Annotated in this window: 15 protein-coding genes; all 15 read left to right on the top strand. The window is 51.4% G+C overall.

Features of this window, described 5'->3' with window-relative positions; all coding sequences use genetic code 11:
- Positions 1-42 precede the first annotated feature (42 nt).
- The 15 genes from H7F31_RS31820 to H7F31_RS31750 all read left to right on the top strand — a co-directional run bounded on the left by H7F31_RS31820 (position 43) and on the right by H7F31_RS31750 (position 21,032).
- Positions 43-984, top strand: coding sequence for an ABC transporter permease (locus tag H7F31_RS31820; protein ID WP_261800209.1), 942 nt, complete (start codon positions 43-45; stop codon positions 982-984).
- Positions 985-1,014: 30 nt separating this feature from the next.
- Complete coding sequence (locus H7F31_RS31815; RefSeq protein ID WP_222622731.1) at positions 1,015-1,905, top strand: carbohydrate ABC transporter permease; 891 nt, start codon at positions 1,015-1,017, stop codon at positions 1,903-1,905.
- Positions 1,906-1,964: 59 nt separating this feature from the next.
- Positions 1,965-3,716, top strand: a complete 1,752-nt coding sequence (locus H7F31_RS31810; RefSeq protein WP_187102110.1) for a D-apionate lactonase family protein — start codon at positions 1,965-1,967, stop codon at positions 3,714-3,716.
- Between the two features lie 15 nt (positions 3,717-3,731).
- Positions 3,732-5,006: a ribulose-bisphosphate carboxylase large subunit family protein gene (locus tag H7F31_RS31805; RefSeq protein WP_187102109.1), complete on the top strand. Its 1,275-nt coding sequence runs from the start codon at positions 3,732-3,734 to the stop codon at positions 5,004-5,006.
- A 17-nt stretch (positions 5,007-5,023) separates the two neighbouring features.
- Positions 5,024-6,406 (top strand): four-carbon acid sugar kinase family protein, encoded by a 1,383-nt coding sequence (locus H7F31_RS31800; protein WP_397374780.1) that lies wholly within the window; start codon positions 5,024-5,026, stop codon positions 6,404-6,406.
- Positions 6,407-6,429: 23 nt separating this feature from the next.
- Positions 6,430-7,275 (top strand): phosphogluconate dehydrogenase C-terminal domain-containing protein, encoded by an 846-nt coding sequence (locus H7F31_RS31795; protein WP_187102107.1) that lies wholly within the window; start codon positions 6,430-6,432, stop codon positions 7,273-7,275.
- Between the two features lie 17 nt (positions 7,276-7,292).
- On the top strand, positions 7,293-8,333 hold the full coding sequence (locus H7F31_RS31790; RefSeq protein ID WP_187102106.1) for a Gfo/Idh/MocA family protein: 1,041 nt from the start codon (positions 7,293-7,295) through the stop codon (positions 8,331-8,333).
- A 37-nt stretch (positions 8,334-8,370) separates the two neighbouring features.
- The gene (locus H7F31_RS31785; protein ID WP_187102105.1) at positions 8,371-9,654 is read left to right on the top strand and encodes a glycoside hydrolase family 140 protein; all 1,284 of its coding nucleotides are present in this window, start codon (positions 8,371-8,373) and stop codon (positions 9,652-9,654) included.
- 410 nt (positions 9,655-10,064) lie between these two features.
- A complete protein-coding gene (locus tag H7F31_RS31780) occupies positions 10,065-12,377 on the top strand; it encodes a helix-turn-helix domain-containing protein (RefSeq protein WP_187102104.1) in 2,313 nt (770 codons plus the stop codon).
- Positions 12,378-12,517: 140 nt separating this feature from the next.
- On the top strand, positions 12,518-14,185 hold the full coding sequence (locus H7F31_RS31775; protein WP_187102103.1) for a type 2 periplasmic-binding domain-containing protein: 1,668 nt from the start codon (positions 12,518-12,520) through the stop codon (positions 14,183-14,185).
- A 100-nt stretch (positions 14,186-14,285) separates the two neighbouring features.
- Positions 14,286-15,206 carry an ABC transporter permease gene (locus H7F31_RS31770; RefSeq protein ID WP_187102102.1) on the top strand — a complete coding sequence of 307 codons (921 nt, stop codon included), beginning with the start codon at positions 14,286-14,288 and terminating at the stop codon, positions 15,204-15,206.
- A gap of 15 nt (positions 15,207-15,221) precedes the next feature.
- Positions 15,222-16,130 carry a carbohydrate ABC transporter permease gene (locus tag H7F31_RS31765; protein ID WP_187102101.1) on the top strand — a complete coding sequence of 303 codons (909 nt, stop codon included), beginning with the start codon at positions 15,222-15,224 and terminating at the stop codon, positions 16,128-16,130.
- A gap of 22 nt (positions 16,131-16,152) precedes the next feature.
- On the top strand, positions 16,153-17,775 hold the full coding sequence (locus H7F31_RS31760; protein ID WP_187102100.1) for a glycoside hydrolase family 140 protein: 1,623 nt from the start codon (positions 16,153-16,155) through the stop codon (positions 17,773-17,775).
- The gene (locus H7F31_RS31755) at positions 17,772-18,677 is read left to right on the top strand and encodes a nucleoside hydrolase (protein WP_187102099.1); all 906 of its coding nucleotides are present in this window, start codon (positions 17,772-17,774) and stop codon (positions 18,675-18,677) included. Before H7F31_RS31760 ends, H7F31_RS31755 begins: the two co-directional genes overlap by 4 nt.
- A gap of 102 nt (positions 18,678-18,779) precedes the next feature.
- Positions 18,780-21,032, top strand: coding sequence for a hypothetical protein (locus tag H7F31_RS31750; protein ID WP_187102098.1), 2,253 nt, complete (start codon positions 18,780-18,782; stop codon positions 21,030-21,032).
- Positions 21,033-21,077: the final 45 nt, after the last annotated feature.

Raw genomic sequence — 21,077 nt, 5'->3', positions numbered from 1 at the left:
CCTCATCAGGAAATCATCATGACCCATAAGGAGAGAAATAACGTGGAGCTATCCTACCATCCAGAACCGGCGATCCCCAAGAAGAATCGCCCTCGCATTCGCAAAGAAGGAATGATATTGCTGGGTATGGCCATTCCTTTTATTATTCTGGCATTTGCCTTTCATTACGTTCCCTTGTTCGGCTGGGTATACTCGTTTTTTGATTACCGTCCGGGCATCCCGTTAAGTAAAACCGAATTTGTCGGGTTTGAGCATTTTAAAGAGATGCTGACGGACCGGAATATGGTCAGAGTGCTGGCCAATACGCTGGCTCTCAGCTTTCTGGCGCTGCTTTGCGCTCCTGTGCCGCTGCTGCTCGCCGTTATGATCTCGGAAGTGAAAAGCAATCGGTTCAAGCGGATTTTTCAGACGACTTCGACGCTTCCGCACTACATTAGCTGGGTCATCATTTATTCGCTCGCATTCAGCATGTTCAGCTCCGAAGGGGCGATCAACACGATTCTGATGCGGCTTGGGTTTATTGACGCGCCGCTTAACGTATTGGGCAATTCCGAACATGTATGGTTGACGCAGACCCTGATCCTGCTATGGAAGACGATCGGCTGGAACGCCATTATTTATCTTGCGGCGATCGTCAGCATCGACAGCGAGCTTTACGACGCGGCGAAAGTGGACGGAGCGGGAAGGTTCAAAACCATATGGCATATTACGGTGCCAAGCATAATGCCTACCTTTATCGTGCTTCAGCTACTGGCGGTTAGCAACCTGTTGTCGGCCGGCTTCGAGCAATACCTGGTGTTTAACAACGTCATGGTAGCCGACAAAATCGAGGTATTGGATCTGTATGTGTATCGGCTCGGACTTGTATTGAACGACTACCCGTATTCAACCGCGGTGGGCATGTTTAAATCCGTCATTAGCATTATTCTGCTGTTTCTCGTAAACGGTTTGTCGAAGAAAATTAGAGGAGAGAGCATTGTCTAGCGCCGGCGGACGATCTGGGAGGGACTACGAATGATCATGAAACAGAAAAAGCTATCGGATATGGTTTTCGACGCCGTCAATTATATGTTGCTGCTATTGCTGCTTGTCGTGACCGTATATCCGTTTTATTACATTTTTATCTATTCCATCAGCGATTCCTTCGAAGCGCAAAAAGGCGTCTTTTTATGGCCGGCCGGATTTTCGCTTGAAAGCTACAAAGCATCTTTTCGACTGAAGGGCATTTGGGACTCCGCTATCGTTTCCGTTTCCCGTACCGTGCTCGGCACCGTTATTACCGTGCTTTGCAGCGCATTTTTTGCCTATTTGATAACGAAGCGCGAAATGCCTTTCCGCAAGCTTATCTACCGTTTCGTGTTGGTAACGATGTACTTTAATGCGGGTTTTATTCCATGGTATTTGACCATGAAGGCGTACGGTCTGCAAAATAATTTCCTGCTGTACATCCTGCCAACCGCGTTGATCGGCTTTTATATTATTTTAATCAAGACGTTTATGGAGCAAATGCCGCCTTCGCTGGAAGAATCGGCCAAAATCGACGGAGCGGGTTACTTTAAAATTTTTACCCATATCGTCTTTCCTTTATCTATGCCGATTATTGCGACCATTGCGGTGTTTGCGGCGGTTGGCCAGTGGAATACCTGGTTCGACAACTTTTTCCTGGTATCCAATCCGAAGCTTCAAACGCTGCAGCTGCTGCTTTACAACTTCCTGAGCCAAACGAATTCGATTGCCGGCATGACGGGTGAGGAATTGACGAGAAACGGCCAAGTGCGGGTGATGACACCCCAATCAGTACAAATGACGATTACGATGCTGGTCACTTTGCCGATCGTTGTCGTGTATCCGTTTCTCCAACGATTTTTCGTGAAGGGCATCATGCTTGGCGCCGTGAAGGGATAATAATCTTGAGACGGAGTGGTAGGATAATGCCGCTTATTCTGAAACAAGGAAGCTTGGAGATGGAATTTCAAGGTGGCGGAATTCGGACGATCTCCTATGACGGTGTTGAAATCGTTAGGGGCATATATGCGGCCGTCCGTGATCCGAACTGGGGAACCGTGGAGCCGGCCATCTCCGATATTGCAATGAAGGAATTCGATGACATGGTGCGCCTCTCTTTCCTCTGCGAGCATAAGCAGGGGGATATCCAGTTTGCGTGGCAGGGCAACATTCAGTTGTCTCCGCACGGCTTGCAATTTGAATTTGATGGTACGGCGAAATCAACCTTTTTGAAGAATAGAATCGGATTCTGCGTTTTGCATCCCATGGAGCTGGCGGGCCTTCCGCTGGAAGTGGAAACAACAAATCAAACGTTGCAAGGTCGGTTTCCATTGGCGATTTCACCTCATCAGCCCTATAAGAACATAGAGAAGCTTACATATGCCCCCAAACCGTATCTGCAAGTCGATATGCGGTTTGAGGGTGATTTATTCGAAATGGAGGATCAAAGGAACTGGACGGATGCATCGTTTAAAACCTACTGCACTCCCCTGGAATGGCCCTTCCCTGTTGAAATGAAGGCGGGAGACAGCATTTATCAATCCATTACGGTGCAGGTCAACCATCTGAAGCAGACCGATCACATAACGGGCGAGCGGAGAAAGGATGAATCCGGCATCGTTCCTTTGGTCGTGACCTCTAGGGTCATTCGAAACATGCCGGATCTCGGGGTTATGATCGATGCTCCGGCCATGTTAACCGGAGATGGACGAAGCGTGGCTGCCACGGAGAAAACGCGGTTGTCGCTTACTCCATCTTATTTGAGAGCTTTAATCAGCCTATCTAGAAACGATTGGTACGATCAACTGGCCTATGTTCAAAAGCGGGTGTCGGGCTTAAACGCCGAATGCGGCATCGAAATCGAATTGCTGTATGACGAGCCGAGCCAGTTGGAAGCGTTTGCCGCGTATATCGGCAGCGAAGCAATGAAGGTGAGGCGCATTATTCCTTTTTGCAACGGGGCGATGATAAGCGCGGAATCCAGCTTGCTGGAGCTGAAGGCGGCTTTGTCATCCCGGCAGTATCCGAGCTTAAACCGTATTGCGATCGGTGGAGGGACACGGGCTTATTACGCGGAGCATAATCGCGCCGAAATGCCGCTGCAATGGATGGACTTTACTGTCTATTCCATCAATCCTCAGGTTCATGCGTTTGACGACCGTTCTCTTATGGAGACGCTTCATGCCCAGCCTGTTACCGTAAAGGATGCCATTAAAAAATGCGGAAAGGATCTGTACTTGGGTCCCGTAACTTTGTTGCCCCGCATAAACCCGAATGCGACGGACGGCGGCAGCGAGCTCGCCATTCATCAGCAAATGGACGAAAGGCAGCATACTTCGTTTGGAGCAGCTTGGACAATCGGCAGCATTGCAAGTTTATGCCAAGAGGATCTCTCCCTTCTGAAAGGCATTTGCTATTACAATCTTTCTGGAGAAATCGGATTAGAGGACCATCCGGATACGGATTTATTTAAAGCTATGCAAACGCTCATGCTTTATCCAAATGCTGAAGTCGTCGAGGTAAAAGGCGTTAGTCAACGAGTAGCGGCGCTTGGTATCAAGCCCAATGAAACAACGACTCTTGTATTTGCGGCCAATTTAACCAACGAAAGAGTAAACATGGAAATCCGTACCGCTAACAACGATCGGAATCCTGTTGCAACAACGCTTGAGCCCTATCAGTTCCTGACCTTTTATTTTCAACCTTCTTAAGAAAGAGGTTTAACCATGACTCAATCCTATATCCGCGCTGCTTATTTGGTTGAAACGCCATACGATCCCGATTATGCGGCAACGATTATTGCCGGAGAACAATCGACCGGAACCTTCGTAGCCGTCCCCGGCGAAACTGATGACGTGAAGGACAGAAGCGCCGCCCTCATTAGAAGCGTTAGGGTAGTAGAGACCGTTTCTTCGCCCTCGCTTCCCGGAGTTAAGCTGCCTCCCGATCATAATGGCGAATACTATCGCTGCGAGATTGTATTGGATTTCCCCTATCCTAATGTGGGACCATCGATCCCCAATCTGATGGCGACTGTTGCCGGGAATTTATACGAATTGCATGAATTCTCGGGTATTCGGCTCATGGATGTCGAGCTTCCGTTGCCTTTCTCATCCCGGTATCAAGGACCGAAGTTCGGAACAAAAGGGACTAGGGAATTAACCGGAGTGTACGATCGCCCTATTATCGGGACCATCATTAAACCTAGCATTGGATTAACGGTAGAGGAGCTGCGATTGACGGTTCGGGAATTGGCCATGGCGGGATTGGATTTCATCAAGGACGATGAGTTAAACGCGAGTCCCTTGTTTGCAACGTTGGAGGATCGGGTACGCGTCGTCATGGAAGAAATCGATCGCGCTGCTCAAATAACGGGCAAGAGGACGATGTTTGCCTTTAATATCACCGGCGATATGGATGAACTTCGGCGCAATCATGACTTGGTGGCAAAGGCCGGAGGCACTTGCGTGATGGTCAGCATTCAAAGTATAGGACTAAGCGGGCTGGCATACTTGAATACGTTCAGCGAGCTGCCTATTCACGGACATCGCAACCAGTGGGGGATGATGACGCGATGTCCGCTGCTTGGCATGGAATTTACGGTGTACCAGAAGCTTTGCCGATTGGCCGGAGCCGATCATCTGCACGTTAATGCGTTTAACAGCAAATTCTATGAGAGCAACTACTCCGTTCTGCGATCCATCGAAGCGATACGCACGCCTTTGTATGGCGGGTATGAGATGATGCCCGTGCTGTCATCGGGGCAATCCGCCCTGACTGCCGAGCCGACCTATCAAAAAGTACGTACTATCGACCTGTTAAATGTAGCAGGCGGCGGTATTATGGCGCATCCGGACGGACCTGCCAGCGGTGTGGCAAGCATGAAGCAAGCCTGGGAGGCAGCCGTTCAAGGCATAACGGCCGAGGCATACGCTGCGGACCATATTGAACTCAAACGCGCGCTTGAAATGTTCGGAAGAACCGCCAATCGAAAGGAGTAGGAATGCGAGTGAACGATATGCCCAAGCTTTTGCTATCCTTTTACGGCGATGACTTCACCGGTTCTACGGATGCCATGGAGGCGCTTGCGTTTAACGGCATCAAGACGGTTTTGTTCCTGGAGCCGCCTTCGCGGGAGCTGCTGCAAAATAAATTCAAAGATGTCAAAGCGATCGGCTTGGCCGGCGTAAGCCGTGCAATGGGAATTAAGCAGATGGATGAGGAGTTAAAGCCATTGTTGGAGGAGCTTGCCCGTATTCCGTCGCATATCGTGCATTACAAAATGTGTTCTACGTTCGATTCCTCGACTACCGTCGGCAGCATAGGCCATGTCATCGATATGGGGATGGAATTTGTTCCTTGTACGGATAAGCAAAAGGGCTACGTGCCCCTGCTTGTCGGTGCGCCGGTTCTTAAGCGATATACTTTATTCGGTCATCACTTTGCTACAGTCGGTGAAAAAACCTTTCGCCTGGATCGTCATCCCACGATGTCGAGACATCCCGTTACGCCAATGGACGAAGCGGATTTATGTCTCCATCTGGCCAAGCAAACGAACAAAAGCATCATAAATATGGATATCCATGATCTATCCGGTTCGCCGGAGCAAGTGCAAAAGAGACTTGCAAGCAGATTGGAAAAACATGCCGATATCGTATTGTTCGACGTGCTGGACGATGAGCGTCTGAAAGCTGCCGGGCGGTTAATTTGGGAAGGAGCATCGGAGCAAGGAAATCGTTGGGTAGTAGGCTCATCGGGTGTTGAATATGGCTTGGTCATGCATTGGAACGAGAAGGGAATCAGTGATCCGGCCAACGATTCGTTGGTCCCGGTAGAAGCGGTTAATCAAATCCTAGTCGTATCTGGCAGTTGTTCGCCGGTAACGGCAGGGCAAATAAGGTATGCATTATCCAACGGATTTAAAGGAATCGCCATTCCGGCGGAGCGCCTGATCATGCCGGGAGAGGCGGACAAGTTGAGAAGGCAATTAGTGGATCAGACGATAACGATTATCCAATCGGGCCTTAGTCCGCTTCTGTACACTGCATTAGGACCCGAGGACGCAAGTATCGGGCGAATCCAGAGCCGATTATTGACGATGGGCTATCAAGCAGCCGATTCAGGGCGTTTGTTAGGGGAACAGCTTGGCCTGTTAACCAAAGAAATTATCGAGCGAAGCGGTCTGCGGAGATTCGTTATTGCAGGCGGAGACACATCGGGATTTGTGACGAGACAATTAGGCATCTATGCGCTGGAGGCTGTCATACCTGTCGCTCCGGGAGGACCGTTATGCAAAGGCTATTCCGTTGATGAGCGGTTTGAGCACATTCAATTTGTACTTAAAGGCGGTCAGGTAGGGAAGGAAAACTTTTTTGCGGAAGTGCGAGAAGCTGCACGATAACTATTTATAAGGAGAATGCAACTATGCAAACCATCTCATTAATTGGCGCGGGCGGCAAAATGGGGGGACGTCTCACGAACAACCTCATGCATTCGTCGTATGAAACGAAATACGTCGAAGTGAGCGGGCAAGGGATTGAAAGCCTGAAGGAAAAGGGTTTGATGATTACCGCGCAAGATGAAGCCGTAAAGCAATCCGATATCGTTATTCTTGCGATTCCCGATGTTATGATCGGCAAAGTGGCCGCATCCGTCGTGTCTTCCATGAAGTCCGGCGCCATGCTTATCGTGCTGGATCCTGCGGCAGCCTATATGGGTCATTTGCCGGAGCGGGAGGATGTGACCTACTTTGTTGCGCACCCGTGTCATCCGCCTCTTTTTTCGGAAGAAACAACGCGTGAAGCAAGAAAAGACTTTTTCGGCGGAGTAGCAGCGAAGCAAGCCGTTGTATGCGCCTTGATGCAAGGACCGGAGGAGCACTTTGCGGTCGGCGAAGAGGTGGTGCAAGCCATGTATGCGCCCGTCATGCGCACGCATCGGATAACTGTCGAGCAAATGGCTATACTGGAGCCGACCATGGCCGAAACGATTGGCGCCGCAGCGGCCAGCTTCTTGAAGCAGGTGATGGACGAGGCGGTAACCAGAGGCGTCCCTTACGAGGCTGCCAGGGATTTTATGCTGGGTCATTTGAATATCGAGCTTGCGATTGTATTCGGAGAAGCGGGCAATCCCTTCTCCGATGCTTGCAAGGTTGCCATGGAATACGGCCGGCGATATTGGTTGAAGGAAGGTTGGGAAACGTTATTCGAGCCCGCCAGCGTGCGCGAACAAATCGATGTGATGCTTCACCCTGAGAAATTAGCTCGATAAAGGGGCGTGAACGTTCCATGTGGAAGGTTGGATTAATAGGGACCGGCTATTGGTCGGAGCATCACTTGAACGCTTGGGGTGCAATAGAAAATGTACAAATTCAAGCTTTGTGCAATCGATCGAAGGAAAAGATGGCGCTGCGGGCGGAGCAGTTCGGCATTCCGCACGCCGCTTGCTATAACCAAATCGATGAATTTTTGGAACAAGCGGATATCGACATCGTGGATATCGTAACGGGACCGGAGACGCATGCTGAGCTTGTCGAAAAAATAGCCAAAGCCGGCAAACATATCATGTGTCAAAAGCCCTTTGCGCTATCATTGGAAGAAGCCAAACAAATGACAGATCTGACCCGGCATTATGGCGTCAGGATGATGATAACGGAAAATTGGCGATGGCTGCAGCCCAACCAAATCATTAAAAAACTGTTGAATGAAAAGAAGCTTGGCAACATTCATGTCGCAAGATATATTCATACCGATTACTACACGCCTAGAATGAGCCCGGGGGCATTGCTGCCCCAACCTTTTTTTCGGGAAATGCCCCGTCTTCTATTTTTGGAAATGGGCGCGCATTGGTTTGATACCATTCGTTTTTTCTTCGGCAATCCTCAAAGACTGTACGCCGAAACGAAGCGGATCAGCCCGTATATTGCGGGCGAGGATTCCGGGATCGTAACGCTGGGATACGACGATTATTATGTCGTGCTCGACATGAGCTGGGCTACGCGGCGTGAACTTGCGTCCGTTCCGGGCGACGCAGTGCAGGCGGAGCACCGGGAGCAATTGATTATTGAGGGTGATCTGGCGACGCTGAAGCTGTACATGAACGGCGATATTTCACTGATTGATCAAAGAGGCGTAGAATCTGTACTATATAAAGGCACCCGTTTGGATCATGACCGGAGCCATGTTAGATTACAGCAGCATTTCATAGACTGTCTGCAGCAAAATATCCCTTTCCAAACCGGGGCAGAGGATAATATACAAACGTTGCAGCTTGTTTTTGCGACTTATGAGAGCGCGCGAAAGCATGAGGTCATTCATTTTTTCAAATAATTTGAGACAAGTTTTCAATGGAAAAGGAGCAATCAGGATGACGGCCATTCGAATTTCCAGCAATAAAGATTTTTTTGAGGATGAAAACGGAAAACCCTTCTTCTATCTGGCCGATACCGTCTGGAATGTATTTCACAACGCCGAGATGGAAGAGTGGGAATATTATCTGGATTACAGGAAGATGCAAGGCTTTAATGCCGTTCAAATCAGTATTCTGCCAATCATAAACGATATGTCTCCCACCAAAGGCGGTTTTAACCCTTATGAGATCAATGGGGATGGAACCTGGAATTTCAACCGGCCTGTTATCGCTTATTTTGAACGTGCAGCGCAAATGATTGCATTAGCCGCCCAAAAAGGTTTTATACCGTCCCTGGTCGTATTATGGTGTTCATTTGTAGACGATACATGGGCTTCAAACCAAAATCCTGCGATGGTTATGCCGCAGTCCGAGTTGGAGCGTTATCTGGATCGCGTCCTGCATTATTTCGATCCGTATCATCCCGTTTATCTCATTAGCGGCGATACCGATTTTACTGAACGCTCTACGGCAACCTATCAATACGCGCTTGCGAAGATCAAGGCGCATAATCCGGAGGCTCTGACGACCTATCATCCCAAGCCGGGCGCCCAGCTTGATTCCGTTACGGTGAAGGATAAAAACCTGGATTTTTATATGTATCAATCCGGTCATTCGCCGCATGCCAAACCCCAAAAGGATGCCGAATATTATAACTCGCTGGCGGTGAGACGTCCTGTTGTCAATGGAGAACCGTGTTATGAATCCATTGGGTTCTTTAAGGAGCATGGCAGGGTGGATCCGTTCCATGTAAGAAAGGCAACGTGGCAAAGTCTGCTTGGCGGGGCAAAGGCGGGGGTTACCTATGGCGCGCACGGACTATGGTCCTGGCATCGTAACGGCGATTTATTTACAAGCGAATCTTTATGGGGTATGCCGTTCGATTTCCAAACGGCGCTTCGCTTCCCGGGAGCATGGGATGTAGCTTATGCGAAATGGTTATTCGAGCTGTATAACATGCATGAGCTTACGCCAAGAAACGACTTGTTATTCAAAGAGACAGATGAGGTATGCGTAGCCAGCGATGCATACGAACAACGCATCGTCATCTATTCGCCCGCAAATATGAGAATTGTATTAAATGTGGATCTATCGGACTACCGAATCGAAATGTTCGAGTTATCCTCCCGGAATCGATTGCTGCCCGTCGTATCCTGCCATGATGAAAAACGTTCGAGCATTGTAGAAATGCATCCGTTTAATTCGGATATGATTATGATCTGTGAAAAACATGAAAATTAAGAGATAATTTCTTCAAGCTTTCGTATGTCGAGCTGTTCGGACTGAATATCGTTTATTACTGTAAGACGGGGCAGCCATGTTTTATTATCGGACGGCTCGGGGAGAATATGATAGTGCCTAATCGTGGCAGTTCGGGACCTTGATTTGTCCCCGACTGTCACTTTTTCTATAATGAGAGCGCCAAGAGTTGCCGCATTCTTACTGGGCGACAGTGGTTGGAGAAAATGGGGGGCGACGAGTCGTACCTCATGACAGGAGCATTAGCGTATGCAGGTTTAAGTGAATGGGTACTTCCGGTACACTAAAATTTGTAAGCGGTTTCAGATTAGACAATGCTTTTCGACGTATACCGCTCGGGAAGGTATGATTGACCATAGAGGATGAAATGATGTGAAAAGGGGCCTGGTGTCATGTTAGGGGAAACATTTAAAACAAATAGAACGGTTGTTATTTTTCTGAAACGTCTCATTAAATATGTATTGATATTCGCCGTGCTGATTTTAATGATCGCGCCGCTGTATTTTAAATCGTACGGTTTGGCGAAGCAACTCACTGTCGACAAAAGCAACGCAAAATTGCAGGAAGGGCTGGACACGCTGGAATTGCAGGTGTTACGAGCGCATGAAATCACGAACCTGTTGAGGCAGGAAGACTCGTTCAAGCGGTTGTTTTTTTTGAAGGGACCGCCTGCTAGCGAATATTACGTGGATATTAATCAATTGCACACAAAGCTGAAGAGTTTGTCCTTGACGCAGGATATGTTCACAAACGTATACGTCGTGTTCAAGAACAATCCCCTCTTTATCTCTAACCATCTTTCATCGGATGACTACGAGAATGTATACGAGCGGTATTACAACTACGAGGACATTACCGTAGAAGAGTGGCGCGAGCTTTTGTTCGCGGAGCATTATAATGTACAGATTATGCCTGCAAAGCAGGTATTCTCCTCTTATTACAGCCGCGAATACTTTGATGGCATTACGATGCTGCTAAATAATTCCTACTTTACAGCGTTCGAGCAGCAGAGCGTGCTTGCCGTCGACTTCGACAAGCGGGATATTTTGAACAAGCTGCTGTACGAGGATCAGTTGGACGATCACGTCGCGTATATAACGGACAATGATAATCACGTCATTCTGTCTCATAATGATAACGGCGAGGAGTTGCCCCGGGATATACGGAACCTGGATGAAATCACGATTGGTCAGAATAAATATACGGCCATCACCTATTCCAACGATTTGCTGGGCATGAAGGCGGTAATCGGTATTCCACAGCATGCGATGGAGCAGAACGTCAATTCCTTACTGGAGCTTGTTATGCTGTATGTTATCGGGGGAATCGTCATTATTATTTTGCTGCTGCTGGCGTTCTCTATGAAGGAAACGTTGTGGCTGAAGAAACTGCTCGAGGCGGCGTCGAAGTCGAAGTCCTCCCATGCACGAACGAGAATAGGAAATGAGTACAAATACATCAACAACGCCTTCCAGGAAATGAATACGGTTAACGAGGAACAGCTTCACCGAATTCGGGCGCTTAACGACTCCATTCAATATTCCGTCTTGAAGCATTTGCTCATACTGGGGGTCTACACCGCTAGAGAGAGGGAAGAGGTGGAAGGTTACTTCGGCGATCTGTTCGACTGCTATTTCGTCGTGAAGGTCAGTCATCGGTTGGAAGATTCCGCGGAGGCGAGTCAGAAGGTTGGCTACAACATCGGTCTGGATATCGAAAAGGCGTTCCGAAACATTGCCGTCCGGGACATGGTGCCTTTGAACTTCCATTCTGACGAAACCGTGTTCGTCCTGTTCCTGGACCGCCAGGACGATTCGCGCATCCAGGGGCTGAAAACGCGGCTGACGGAGCTTGTCCGAACCATCAGCGCCAAGGCGCCCGTGCCGGTCACGATCAATATGGGATTAAGCTCTCTAGCGTCGGACCTGGATCATGCGAAGAGAGCTTACCAACAAGCGATGTACGCGTTGAGCATTAACGACAACGATGTATCCGGCGGCGTGCATGTCTACGAGCCGCCGGCCGAGGACGCCGAGAAACAATCGTTCGATATTGCCATCGCTCTGAAGCTGTACGACGCGCTTATCGCGGGAGAGAAAGCCATCGTATCGCAAATTTTCGCCGGCAGTATCAAGCTGATCTCCGCCCAATCCTTGGATGAGCAGGAGCAACTGCAAATTTTCTTCTCATTCCGGCAAAGCGTCCATAACGCCTGCAAGGTCATCTCGGCCAAGAAGAACGGTGGAGACGAGCACCCGGTATCCGTGCCGGATTATGATCAGACTGGCGACGTCATTAAGTTGTGCCTGGAATTAAAGCAAGTCTCGCTGCAACTGTGCGATGTTGTATTAAGCAGCAAGAGGAGCAACAACGACAAGCTGAGATCGGACATTATGAAATATATCGAGGAGCAGTATGCCAATCCCGTGTTGTCCGCGAGCAGCATTGCCGAAGAACTGTTCATCTCCGAGAAATACGTGTTTTCCTTCGTGAAGGAACAGACCGGAAAAAGCCTGGGCAAATACATTGAAGAGATTCGAATTGGCCAAGCGGAACGATTATTGACGGAGACGGACTATTCCAACAGCAAGATATGGAAGTTGTGCGGCTTCGGAAGCGAGAACACTTTCTATCGCGCATTTGCAAAAAAACACGTCGTTTCGCCTACGGTTTGGCGGGAAAATCGCCGGAATCATACCGATTGACAGCGACGTGGCGAAGTGCAAGGAGCGGAATCCGACGACTTGACAGTGGAATAGAGGAATGGCTGTGGACGCGGCACTCCGTTCCGCGTCTACAATAGCCATGTAAGCGATTCAAAAACGAATAAGGGAGGATGAAGGGTTTGAAAACAGAGAAACGGATCACGAAAAAAAGAATGTTGACCGCCCTGCTCGTCATGAGCATGACGGGAGCGCTGCTGTCGGCGTGCTCATCGGGCAATGAAGGAAATGAGGGAACGAACGCGGGGAGCAATGGTCCCGGCAATGCAGGCGACAGCCGTCCTACGATCAAAGTTGCCGTGCAGACGAATCCGAACATCGAGGATTACGAAACCAATCATTACACGAAGCTGATCGAAGAAGAGCTGAACGTCAATCTCGATTTTATCGTCTTGCCGAACAAGCAGGACGAAGCGCTGACGAAGCTGTCGCTGATGGTTTCCTCCGGCGAAACCTTGCCTGACGTCATCAATATGTATTTAAATGAATCGACGGTATACGACTACGCAAGCAAAGGCATCTTCCTTAAGCAGGACGATTATTTGAATAATCCCGATCTGGCCGTGAATTTCAACAACATTCCGGAGAAGGAGTTCGTGTTCAACAGCATGAAGCTTGCGGATGGAAACGTTTACTCCCTCCCGCGTTATAATCCGTTCCAATGGAACGAAGGCGCACATCGCACATGGATTAATTCGGAGTGGCTGGATAAGGTGAATCTGGACATGCCGACGACGACGGATGAGCTTTTAGAAGTACTGAAAGCTTTTACCGAGAAGGATCCTAACGACAACGGCAAGAAGGACGAAGTCGGCATCATTGGTTCCGTTAACGGATGGGCACAGAATCCGATTGTTTATCTCATGAATGCGTTTGTCTATGCAGATCCGGGCAAAGGATATCTGGCAGTCAAAGACGGTGCGATTATTCCGGCCTTCACTCAGCCGGAGTGGAAACAAGGTCTCGAATACATGCATAAGCTCGTTCAGGAAGGAATCTTCTCTTCATTGTCCTTCACGCAAGACGAGACGCAAATGAAAGCGTTGATCAACGTGCAAGGCGGTATGGCGGGCGTCGTGAGCTCGGGCAGCTACAGTGCATTCGGTCCAGAGCTGGAGAATAAGATGACTCTGCTTCCTCCCGTCAAGGGACCGGGCGGAGTGATCGGCACTCCGCACAGCCCGACATTGCCGACGCAATTGTGGTTTATTACGAAAGACGCCAAAGATCCCGAGCTCGCGTTCAAGGTTGGCGACTTCTTGCTGGATCCGGAGATGTCCATTGTAAGCCGTTATGGAGAGAAGGGCGTCGATTGGAGCAATGATCCGGCGGTGACGTCGGAATACGAAGGCGACTTCGAGGCATCCGAAGGCATTGCCGCCCAGATCGCCGTATTGAATCCCGGCATCTGGAACAATCCGCAGAATAAACATTGGAACGATGCGGCTCCGGCTTATCGTTCGCCGTTGCTCGGCAAGTCTGCTTCGGCGATCAAGAAAGGGGAACGTGATCCCAAGGCCGCGCCGAATTGGCAGCCGTTGTATGCAGAGGGCTACGCGTCCACATTCCCGTCGGAGGTCATATCCAAGCTGAGCTACACGCCCGACGAACTGAAGCAAATCGCCAATAGCAAGACAGCCATCGACGATTATGTCAATACAAGCGCGGTTGCGTTTATTACGGGCAATCGTCCCTTCTCGCAATGGGACAGCTATATTTCCGAATTGAACAAGATGGGGCTCGAGGATTACGTGGCTGTCGCCCAATCCGCATATGATCGCACGAAATAAGCCTCATGGAATGATAAAGCGCGGGTAATTACGGCGGCCCGGCAGACGACAACGATCTGATGGGCCGCCAATGATGGCGTGCAGAGGGGGATTGAGGGCTATGAAACGGGGGAACCGGAATAAAGCGTTATTACCGGATTGGCAAATGTATCTGTTTCTTGTGCCTTCCGTCATTTTTATCATTATTTTCTCTTACGTGCCCATGGCGGGCATTCAGCTAGCGTTCAAGGAATACGATTTTACGGCCGGCATCTGGGGCAGCGACTGGACGGGACTTGATAATTTCAAGCGATTTTTCGATTCCTATCAATTCGAACGAATCCTGTGGAATACGATTTCCCTCGCCTTCTACAGTCTGATTATAGGGTTTCCGTTGCCCATACTATTCGCCTTGATTCTTAATTCGTTTACCGGGCACAAGTTCAAAAAAATCGTGCAATCCGTATCCTATATGCCGCACTTTATTTCGACGGTCGTCATCGTGGGTATGCTCATACAGCTGTTTAATCCCAGGACGGGTGCGTTCGGAGGCATCTTTACGCTGCTGACGGACACCCTGATGCCGGACGTATTCGCCAATCCGGATTCGTTCCAGCATCTGTACGTCTGGTCGGGCATCTGGCAGGGCTTGGGCTGGAGCAGCATTATCTATATCGCGGCTTTGTCCTCGGTTGACGAGCACTTGCACGAAGCCGCGCAAATCGACGGCGCGACGCGCTTGCAGAGAGTGCGCCATATCGACTTCCCGTCCATTCTGCCAACGGCGACCATCATGCTTATTCTGGCGGCCGGCAACTTGATGGATGTAGGGTTCGAGAAGGTATTCCTCATGCAGAACGACCTCAACCTGGTCAGCAGCGAAGTCATTTCGACGTATGTATACAAGGTAGGTCTCACGATCGGCACGGGAGACTTCTCCTTCGCGACCGCGATCGGCCTGTTTAACTCGCTGATCAACTTTGTGCTGCTTATAGTCGTCAATTTCGCCGCGAAGAAGATCAGCAATACGAGTCTATGGTAAAGGAGAGAGTTGGCCATGAAGAACGACTCCACATTGAAGCGGGTCTCCTCTCCCGCATCGGACAAAATTTATTACTGGATATCCGGCGTCATACTCGCATTCATTCTGCTCGCGGTAACTTATCCGCTGGTGTTTATTCTGTCAGCCTCCTTCTCGTCGGGCAATGCCGTGTCTTCGGGGAAGGTGCTGCTCTGGCCGGTGGATTTCAGTCTGGAAGGGTATGAGGCTGTCTTCCGCAACAAGGATATATGGGGCGCATATTTGAATACGCTGCTCTATACCGTGCTAGGCACCTTCATTAACGTAACGCTGGTCATGACTTGCGCTTATGCGTTGTCCAGACCGAAGCTCAGAGGCCGGAACTTCTTTATGTTCCTGTTTACGTTTACGATGTTTTTCAGCGGCGGCCTTATTCCGTTCTACATTCTCATGAAGGATCTGAGCCTCTTGAACACGATTTGGGTGATGGTGCTGCCCGGAGCCTTGTCCGTCTACAATATGATCATTGCCAGAACCTTTATTCAATCCACGCTGCCTACCGAGCTGCTCGAAGCGGCCAAGGTGGACGGTTGCAGCGACGTTCGCTTCTTTTTCTCCTTTGTTCTTCCGTTGTCCAAAGCCGTAATTGCCGTCATTGCTTTGTTCTCGGCCGTTGGACACTGGAATGCATACTTCAACGGGCTGATCTACCTGAATGATCGGGATCTATATCCGCTGCAAATTATATTGCGGGAAATTCTCATTATGAACCAGGTCGATCTGACGATGATTATCGATCCGGAGCTGCAGGTTGCGAACGCGCATGCCGCAGCCGTACTGAAGTATGCTTTGATCGTCGTGGCGACGGTTCCGATCCTGTGCGTGTATCCGTTTATTCAGAAATACTTCGTGAAAGGCGTCATGATCGGCTCGCTAAAGGGCTGATCGGCGTTGGGGCGGACATACGATGAGCCAACCATCTTCAATACCTTATTCATCCGGCATTCCCATTGCGTTAATGCACGGCTTGCATGAGATTAAGGTTTCCGTCCCGGGAGCTCTCGGGAATCCTTTCACGGATATCCGGCTTCAAGCGGAGTTCGCAAGGCCGGATGGAAGCATGGCCTTGGCGGAGGGCTTCTACGACGGCGGCCGGGTCTACAAGGTCAGAGCCTATTGCGGACAAGAGGGCTTGTGGTCTTGGCGGCTTCGAAGCAATCACGAGGCGCTGGAAGGGCACGTAGGCGAATTTCTTGTAGAGCCTTCCGTGCTGCCCGGCAAATTGCGTCTCCATCCCGCCGACTCCAGGCAGTTTACTTACAACAACGGCGAGCCTTTCCTGCATATCGGCGATACGGGTTACCGCTATGTCGCCGATACGGAGCCCTATTGGCGAGAGTACCTGGATCAGGCGGCTGCAGCGGGTTTCACGAAGATACGCGTATGGTTCTGTCAGGGGCGCAGCGATATCGGAGCGTTGTTCCAGAGCGACCGCTCACGTCTCAATCTGTCTTACTGGCAGGAGATGGACAGGCGCATCGCCTACGCGCACAGCCATTATCCCCATCTTCAGCTCCAGTTGATTCCTTTCGGCGAGGATGAGGAAGCGGTGCTTCGCTTCGCGGAGGGGGATCCTTCCATCTCGCTGGCGCTACGCTATGCCGTTGCCCGTTTCTCCGCGTATCCGGCGGTACAATGGTGCATCTCCAACGATTTGGTGCTGGAGAACGGAGAAGCGGCCGCCGAGCGGGAAGGCGATCAGCGTACGGATATCGCTTCGAGGCTCCGGGCAAGCATTCGGCTCATCGCCATGGAGCTTGCCCGTCTGGAGCCATGGGGGACGCTGCTGACGAATCATCAGAGCCGGTTCGGCGGATATTCGTTTGTTGGAGAGAGCTGGTCGGACATCATTACGGTGGAGGATCTCGGGCAAGTAACAGGTGAACTCATTAGGCGTTACCGTTCTATCGGCGAGCGTCCCGTCGTGCTTGACGAGGATCGGTACGAACACTGGAAGGCGCCGGTGCATCCCCGATACTATTTCCGCAGATTAATGTGGAGCAGCCTGCTGTCGGGAGGTCACGCCACCTACGGCGGACTGCATGCGTTCCGTCCTTTCGACGGCGAACTTGCCGGCATGTACGGTTATTACGATGCGTGTCGCGACGGAAAGTTGAAGCAGGGAGCGCATGATTTTATTCATATTCACCGTTTCTTCCGAGAATCGGGCTTCGACCTGGCCGGAGCCGTTCCCGATGACGGCATGGCGGGCTCTATGCCGTTGTTGTACAAGGCGATGCGGATCGCCGACGGACGTTCGCTATTGGTATATTTGGCGAACCCCACCGTGTACGAAGGTCATTCCCCGCATGGCTTCGGTGGCGTCTATACCGACGAGCAAGCGGATGCCGCGACGGTGATTCCGGAAGTATCTCTCCTTCTCGAAGCGGGTCGTTATGAGGCGGTTTGGTTCCATCCTTCGAAAGGTGAATGGACAAGAGAGGGCATATGCGACTCTGCAGCCGAGGTCCGCCTTCAGGCGCCGGGAAGCGGGGATTGGATTCTATTGTTGAGGAGGATGCAAGAATGAACAGAACGATAATGGCAGGCACGGACTGGTGGACGGATTGCGACGACGTCGTGGCGATGCGCGTGCTGCTCTGGGCGGAGAGAGAGCGTTTGGTCAGAATCGCGGCTATCGGCCTTAACGCCTGCATGCTGCATTCCGTCGCTTCGCTGGACGCCTTCCTGACGGCGGAGGGCAGGCCCGGGTTGGCTCTCGGCCTCGACAGGCAGGCAGAAGACTTTGGCGGAAACCCTCCTTACCAAGAGAACATGCTCGAATATCCGCATGCCCGTAAAAGCAATGACGATGCCGAGGACGCAGTCCGCATGTACCGAAGATGTCTTGCGGAGGCCGAAGATCGGCTCGATATCATAGAGATCGGTTATCCGCAAGTATTGGCCGGATTGCTACATAGTTCCGGCGATGATTTGTCTCCTTTGACCGGGTTGGAACTTGTCAGAACGAAAGTAGGCAAGCTGTGGATGATGGCCGGCAATTGGGAGGATGAGAAGTATGGCCTCGAGAACAACTTTGCCAGAAATGCGAGGTCCCGGAGAGCGGGACATGAGGTTTGCAAGCTGTGGCCGACGCCGATTACGTTCCTGGGATGGGAGGTGGCCAGCGACATCTTGACCGGCGGTACAATCGCCTCTGCGGAGGACCCGGTCTTCCGGGCGCTGCGGGATCACGGGTCGCCGAACGGTCGCAGCTCCTGGGATCCTATGCTGGTGCTGCTCGCCTGTATTGGAGATGAAGAGGAGGCTGGCTATCGGGTCGTGAAGGGCAAGGCCAGCGTGGATGCGGAGACGGGAGCCAACTCCTTCCTTGCCGATTCGCTAGGGAAACACGGTTATGTGATCAAAATGAAGCCGGATCGTGAATATCAAGCTGCAATTGACCGCATCATGGAGAGCGCACAACGTTAAATTCCATTATGTTGGGAGGGAAAGGCGGTTTCTACGGAATCCGTCTCATTTTTTTGGAAGCAGGCGGAGACCTTACGACAAATGCATAAAAGGAGCGCGCGAATGAAAACGGAATATATCAGACTGCTGGAAAGGTGGCTGAAGGGTGCGGCGCCTTATCTGTACACAAGCTCCGACCGGCCCGATCTCGCCTGTTACGGGACGGGAGACAACGGATGGGGCGTGCAGACGAACCAAAAGGCTTTTGCCGCCTATGCGGTATTGGCTTCGGCGAAGCAACTGAACACGGATGCCGCGGGAATGTCTCGCGAACGTATTCTCGACACCGCGCTAAGGCTGCTTCGATTCTCCTTGCAAAGCCATGTCGAAGGCGGCTATCGTTGTGCCGACGGTACAAGGTGGGGCCATACCTGGATCAGCGCACTTGGATTGGAGCGAATGATGCACGGCGTGGAGGCCATCTCCGATCATCTGAACGAGGAGGATCAGGCGTTGCTACGCAAGATGCTGATCTCCGAGAGCGATTGGATTGTAGATCATTACGACATTGTAGGCGGGCTGTATAACAAGGACGGCCGCAACAAGCCGGAGAGCAATCTATGGAACGGCGCTCTGCTTCACAGGACGGCGATGATGTATCCGGATTGTCCGCGCGCGGATCTATACCAAGAGAAGGGTAGCGGGCTGCTGATCAATGCGGTATCGGTTCCATCCGATGCGGAAAGCAAGAAGATTGTAGACGGGAGGCCGGTGTCTGAACGATTCGTCGGCGCCAATTTTTTCGAGTCGATGGCTTTGAACCACCATGGTTACTTGAACATCGGCTACATGGTTATCTGTCTGTCCAATGCGGCCATGCTTCACTTCGCGTATAAGGTCAGGGGCATCGCCGCTCCGGCGTCTTTGTACCATCATGTCAAGGAGCTCTGGCAGCTCGTGAAGGGATGTACCTTTCCCGACGGAAGGTTGATTCGGATCGGCGGCGATACGCGGGCGCGGTATACGTATTGCCAGGAATATCTGGTTCCGGTGTGGCTGATGGCGCGCGATCTATACGGGGATGATGCTTGCGACGGGATGGAGCAGGGATGGCTGGACACGATCAAGCGAGAAATGGACGTGAACGGCGACGGCACGTTTCTGTCCAAGCGGGGGGGCGCCCTGGCTGAGACATCTCCTCTGTACTACACGCGGCTGGAGTCGGACCGGGCGGCCGTATTGTCGATGGGCGCCGCATGGGGAGAGCTTGCCGACAGCAAGGCGACCTCTCTTGAACTGCCGACGATTAATGCGCGTGAGACGATTGAGCCTGTCATCGCATGGCGGGATGAGTATCATGGCGCTTATTTGCACCGAAGCCAGAACCGGATCGCGTCCTGGGTGTGGGAATCCGCCGAGAAGCCGCAGGGTCTGTGCCTGCCTCCGGATGCCAGTCATATGGCGGAGTGGAGAGAGAATCTCGCGGGCCGTATAAGCGGTCTCGGCAAGGTGAGCGGCCAACGGCTGGAAGCTCATGCGGGGAGAAGCTTCGAAGGCGGCTTCCTCACATGGGGAAGCACGACGGTTTATACGGAAGGTCTTATGGCGGAAGGGAAGGACCGGGAAGACATCGCGCGCAATCAGCTGGTATGCGTCGCACTGCCGGACGATACGGGCATGGTCGTGTTGCAGCATGCGCGGGCGCTTGATCGCAGAGTATTCGTTCAAGCCGTAAAGGGGCTTCAGTTGCTTATACCGAACGACGTCTACAATGACAATCATCGCCGTTATTATTACGATGGCGGCGTACATCCCTTGCATGGCTATGGAGCGACGAAAGATGCGGTTGCCATGGAATCGTCATGGCTGAACGTCGATGATCGTCTTGGCGTTATCCCCGTGTATGGCTCGGAGCGGTTGTACGTAGACCGACCTGGACAAAGGCAGATCGGATTAAAGCATTCGTTGCGCTTCGAAGAACGGGAGGGCACGCTGTATGCCGATGAGATCTGCGGTCCTCTCCGGCAAGGATTATGTTCGCTGGAGCCGAACGAAACGATACTGGATACCGGCTATGTGCTGCAAGCCGGCAAACCGCATTCGTACACGGCCCGGTATGCGGCGGAGCGCTCGGCCCGGGTGCTGTCAGGCTTGGGATCATCACGCGGTCTCATCCGCGGGATGGAATTGCTGGGAGCAGATGGTTTGCGTTATGCGGTGCTGGCCAACTTTGGCGGAGAGACAGCCAAGGTCAGCCTTCCGTTAGAGGAAGTAGCTTGGGATCCAGCCGAAGAGCGCTATTGGAACCCGGACGTCTTGGGACGGGTTGAGTTGCCGCTTGGGGCGGGGGAAGGAAAGTTACTGCGGCTGAAGTAAAGCAAGGGCGGACCAATGCTGTTGACTGCTACATGGCCGATAGTC

Origin of the sequence: Paenibacillus sp. PAMC21692, from assembly GCF_014303795.1 — a bacterium.
Taxonomy (GTDB): Bacteria; Bacillota; Bacilli; order Paenibacillales; family Paenibacillaceae; genus Pristimantibacillus; species Pristimantibacillus agaridevorans.
This window is presented reverse-complemented; position numbering and strand designations above follow the sequence as displayed.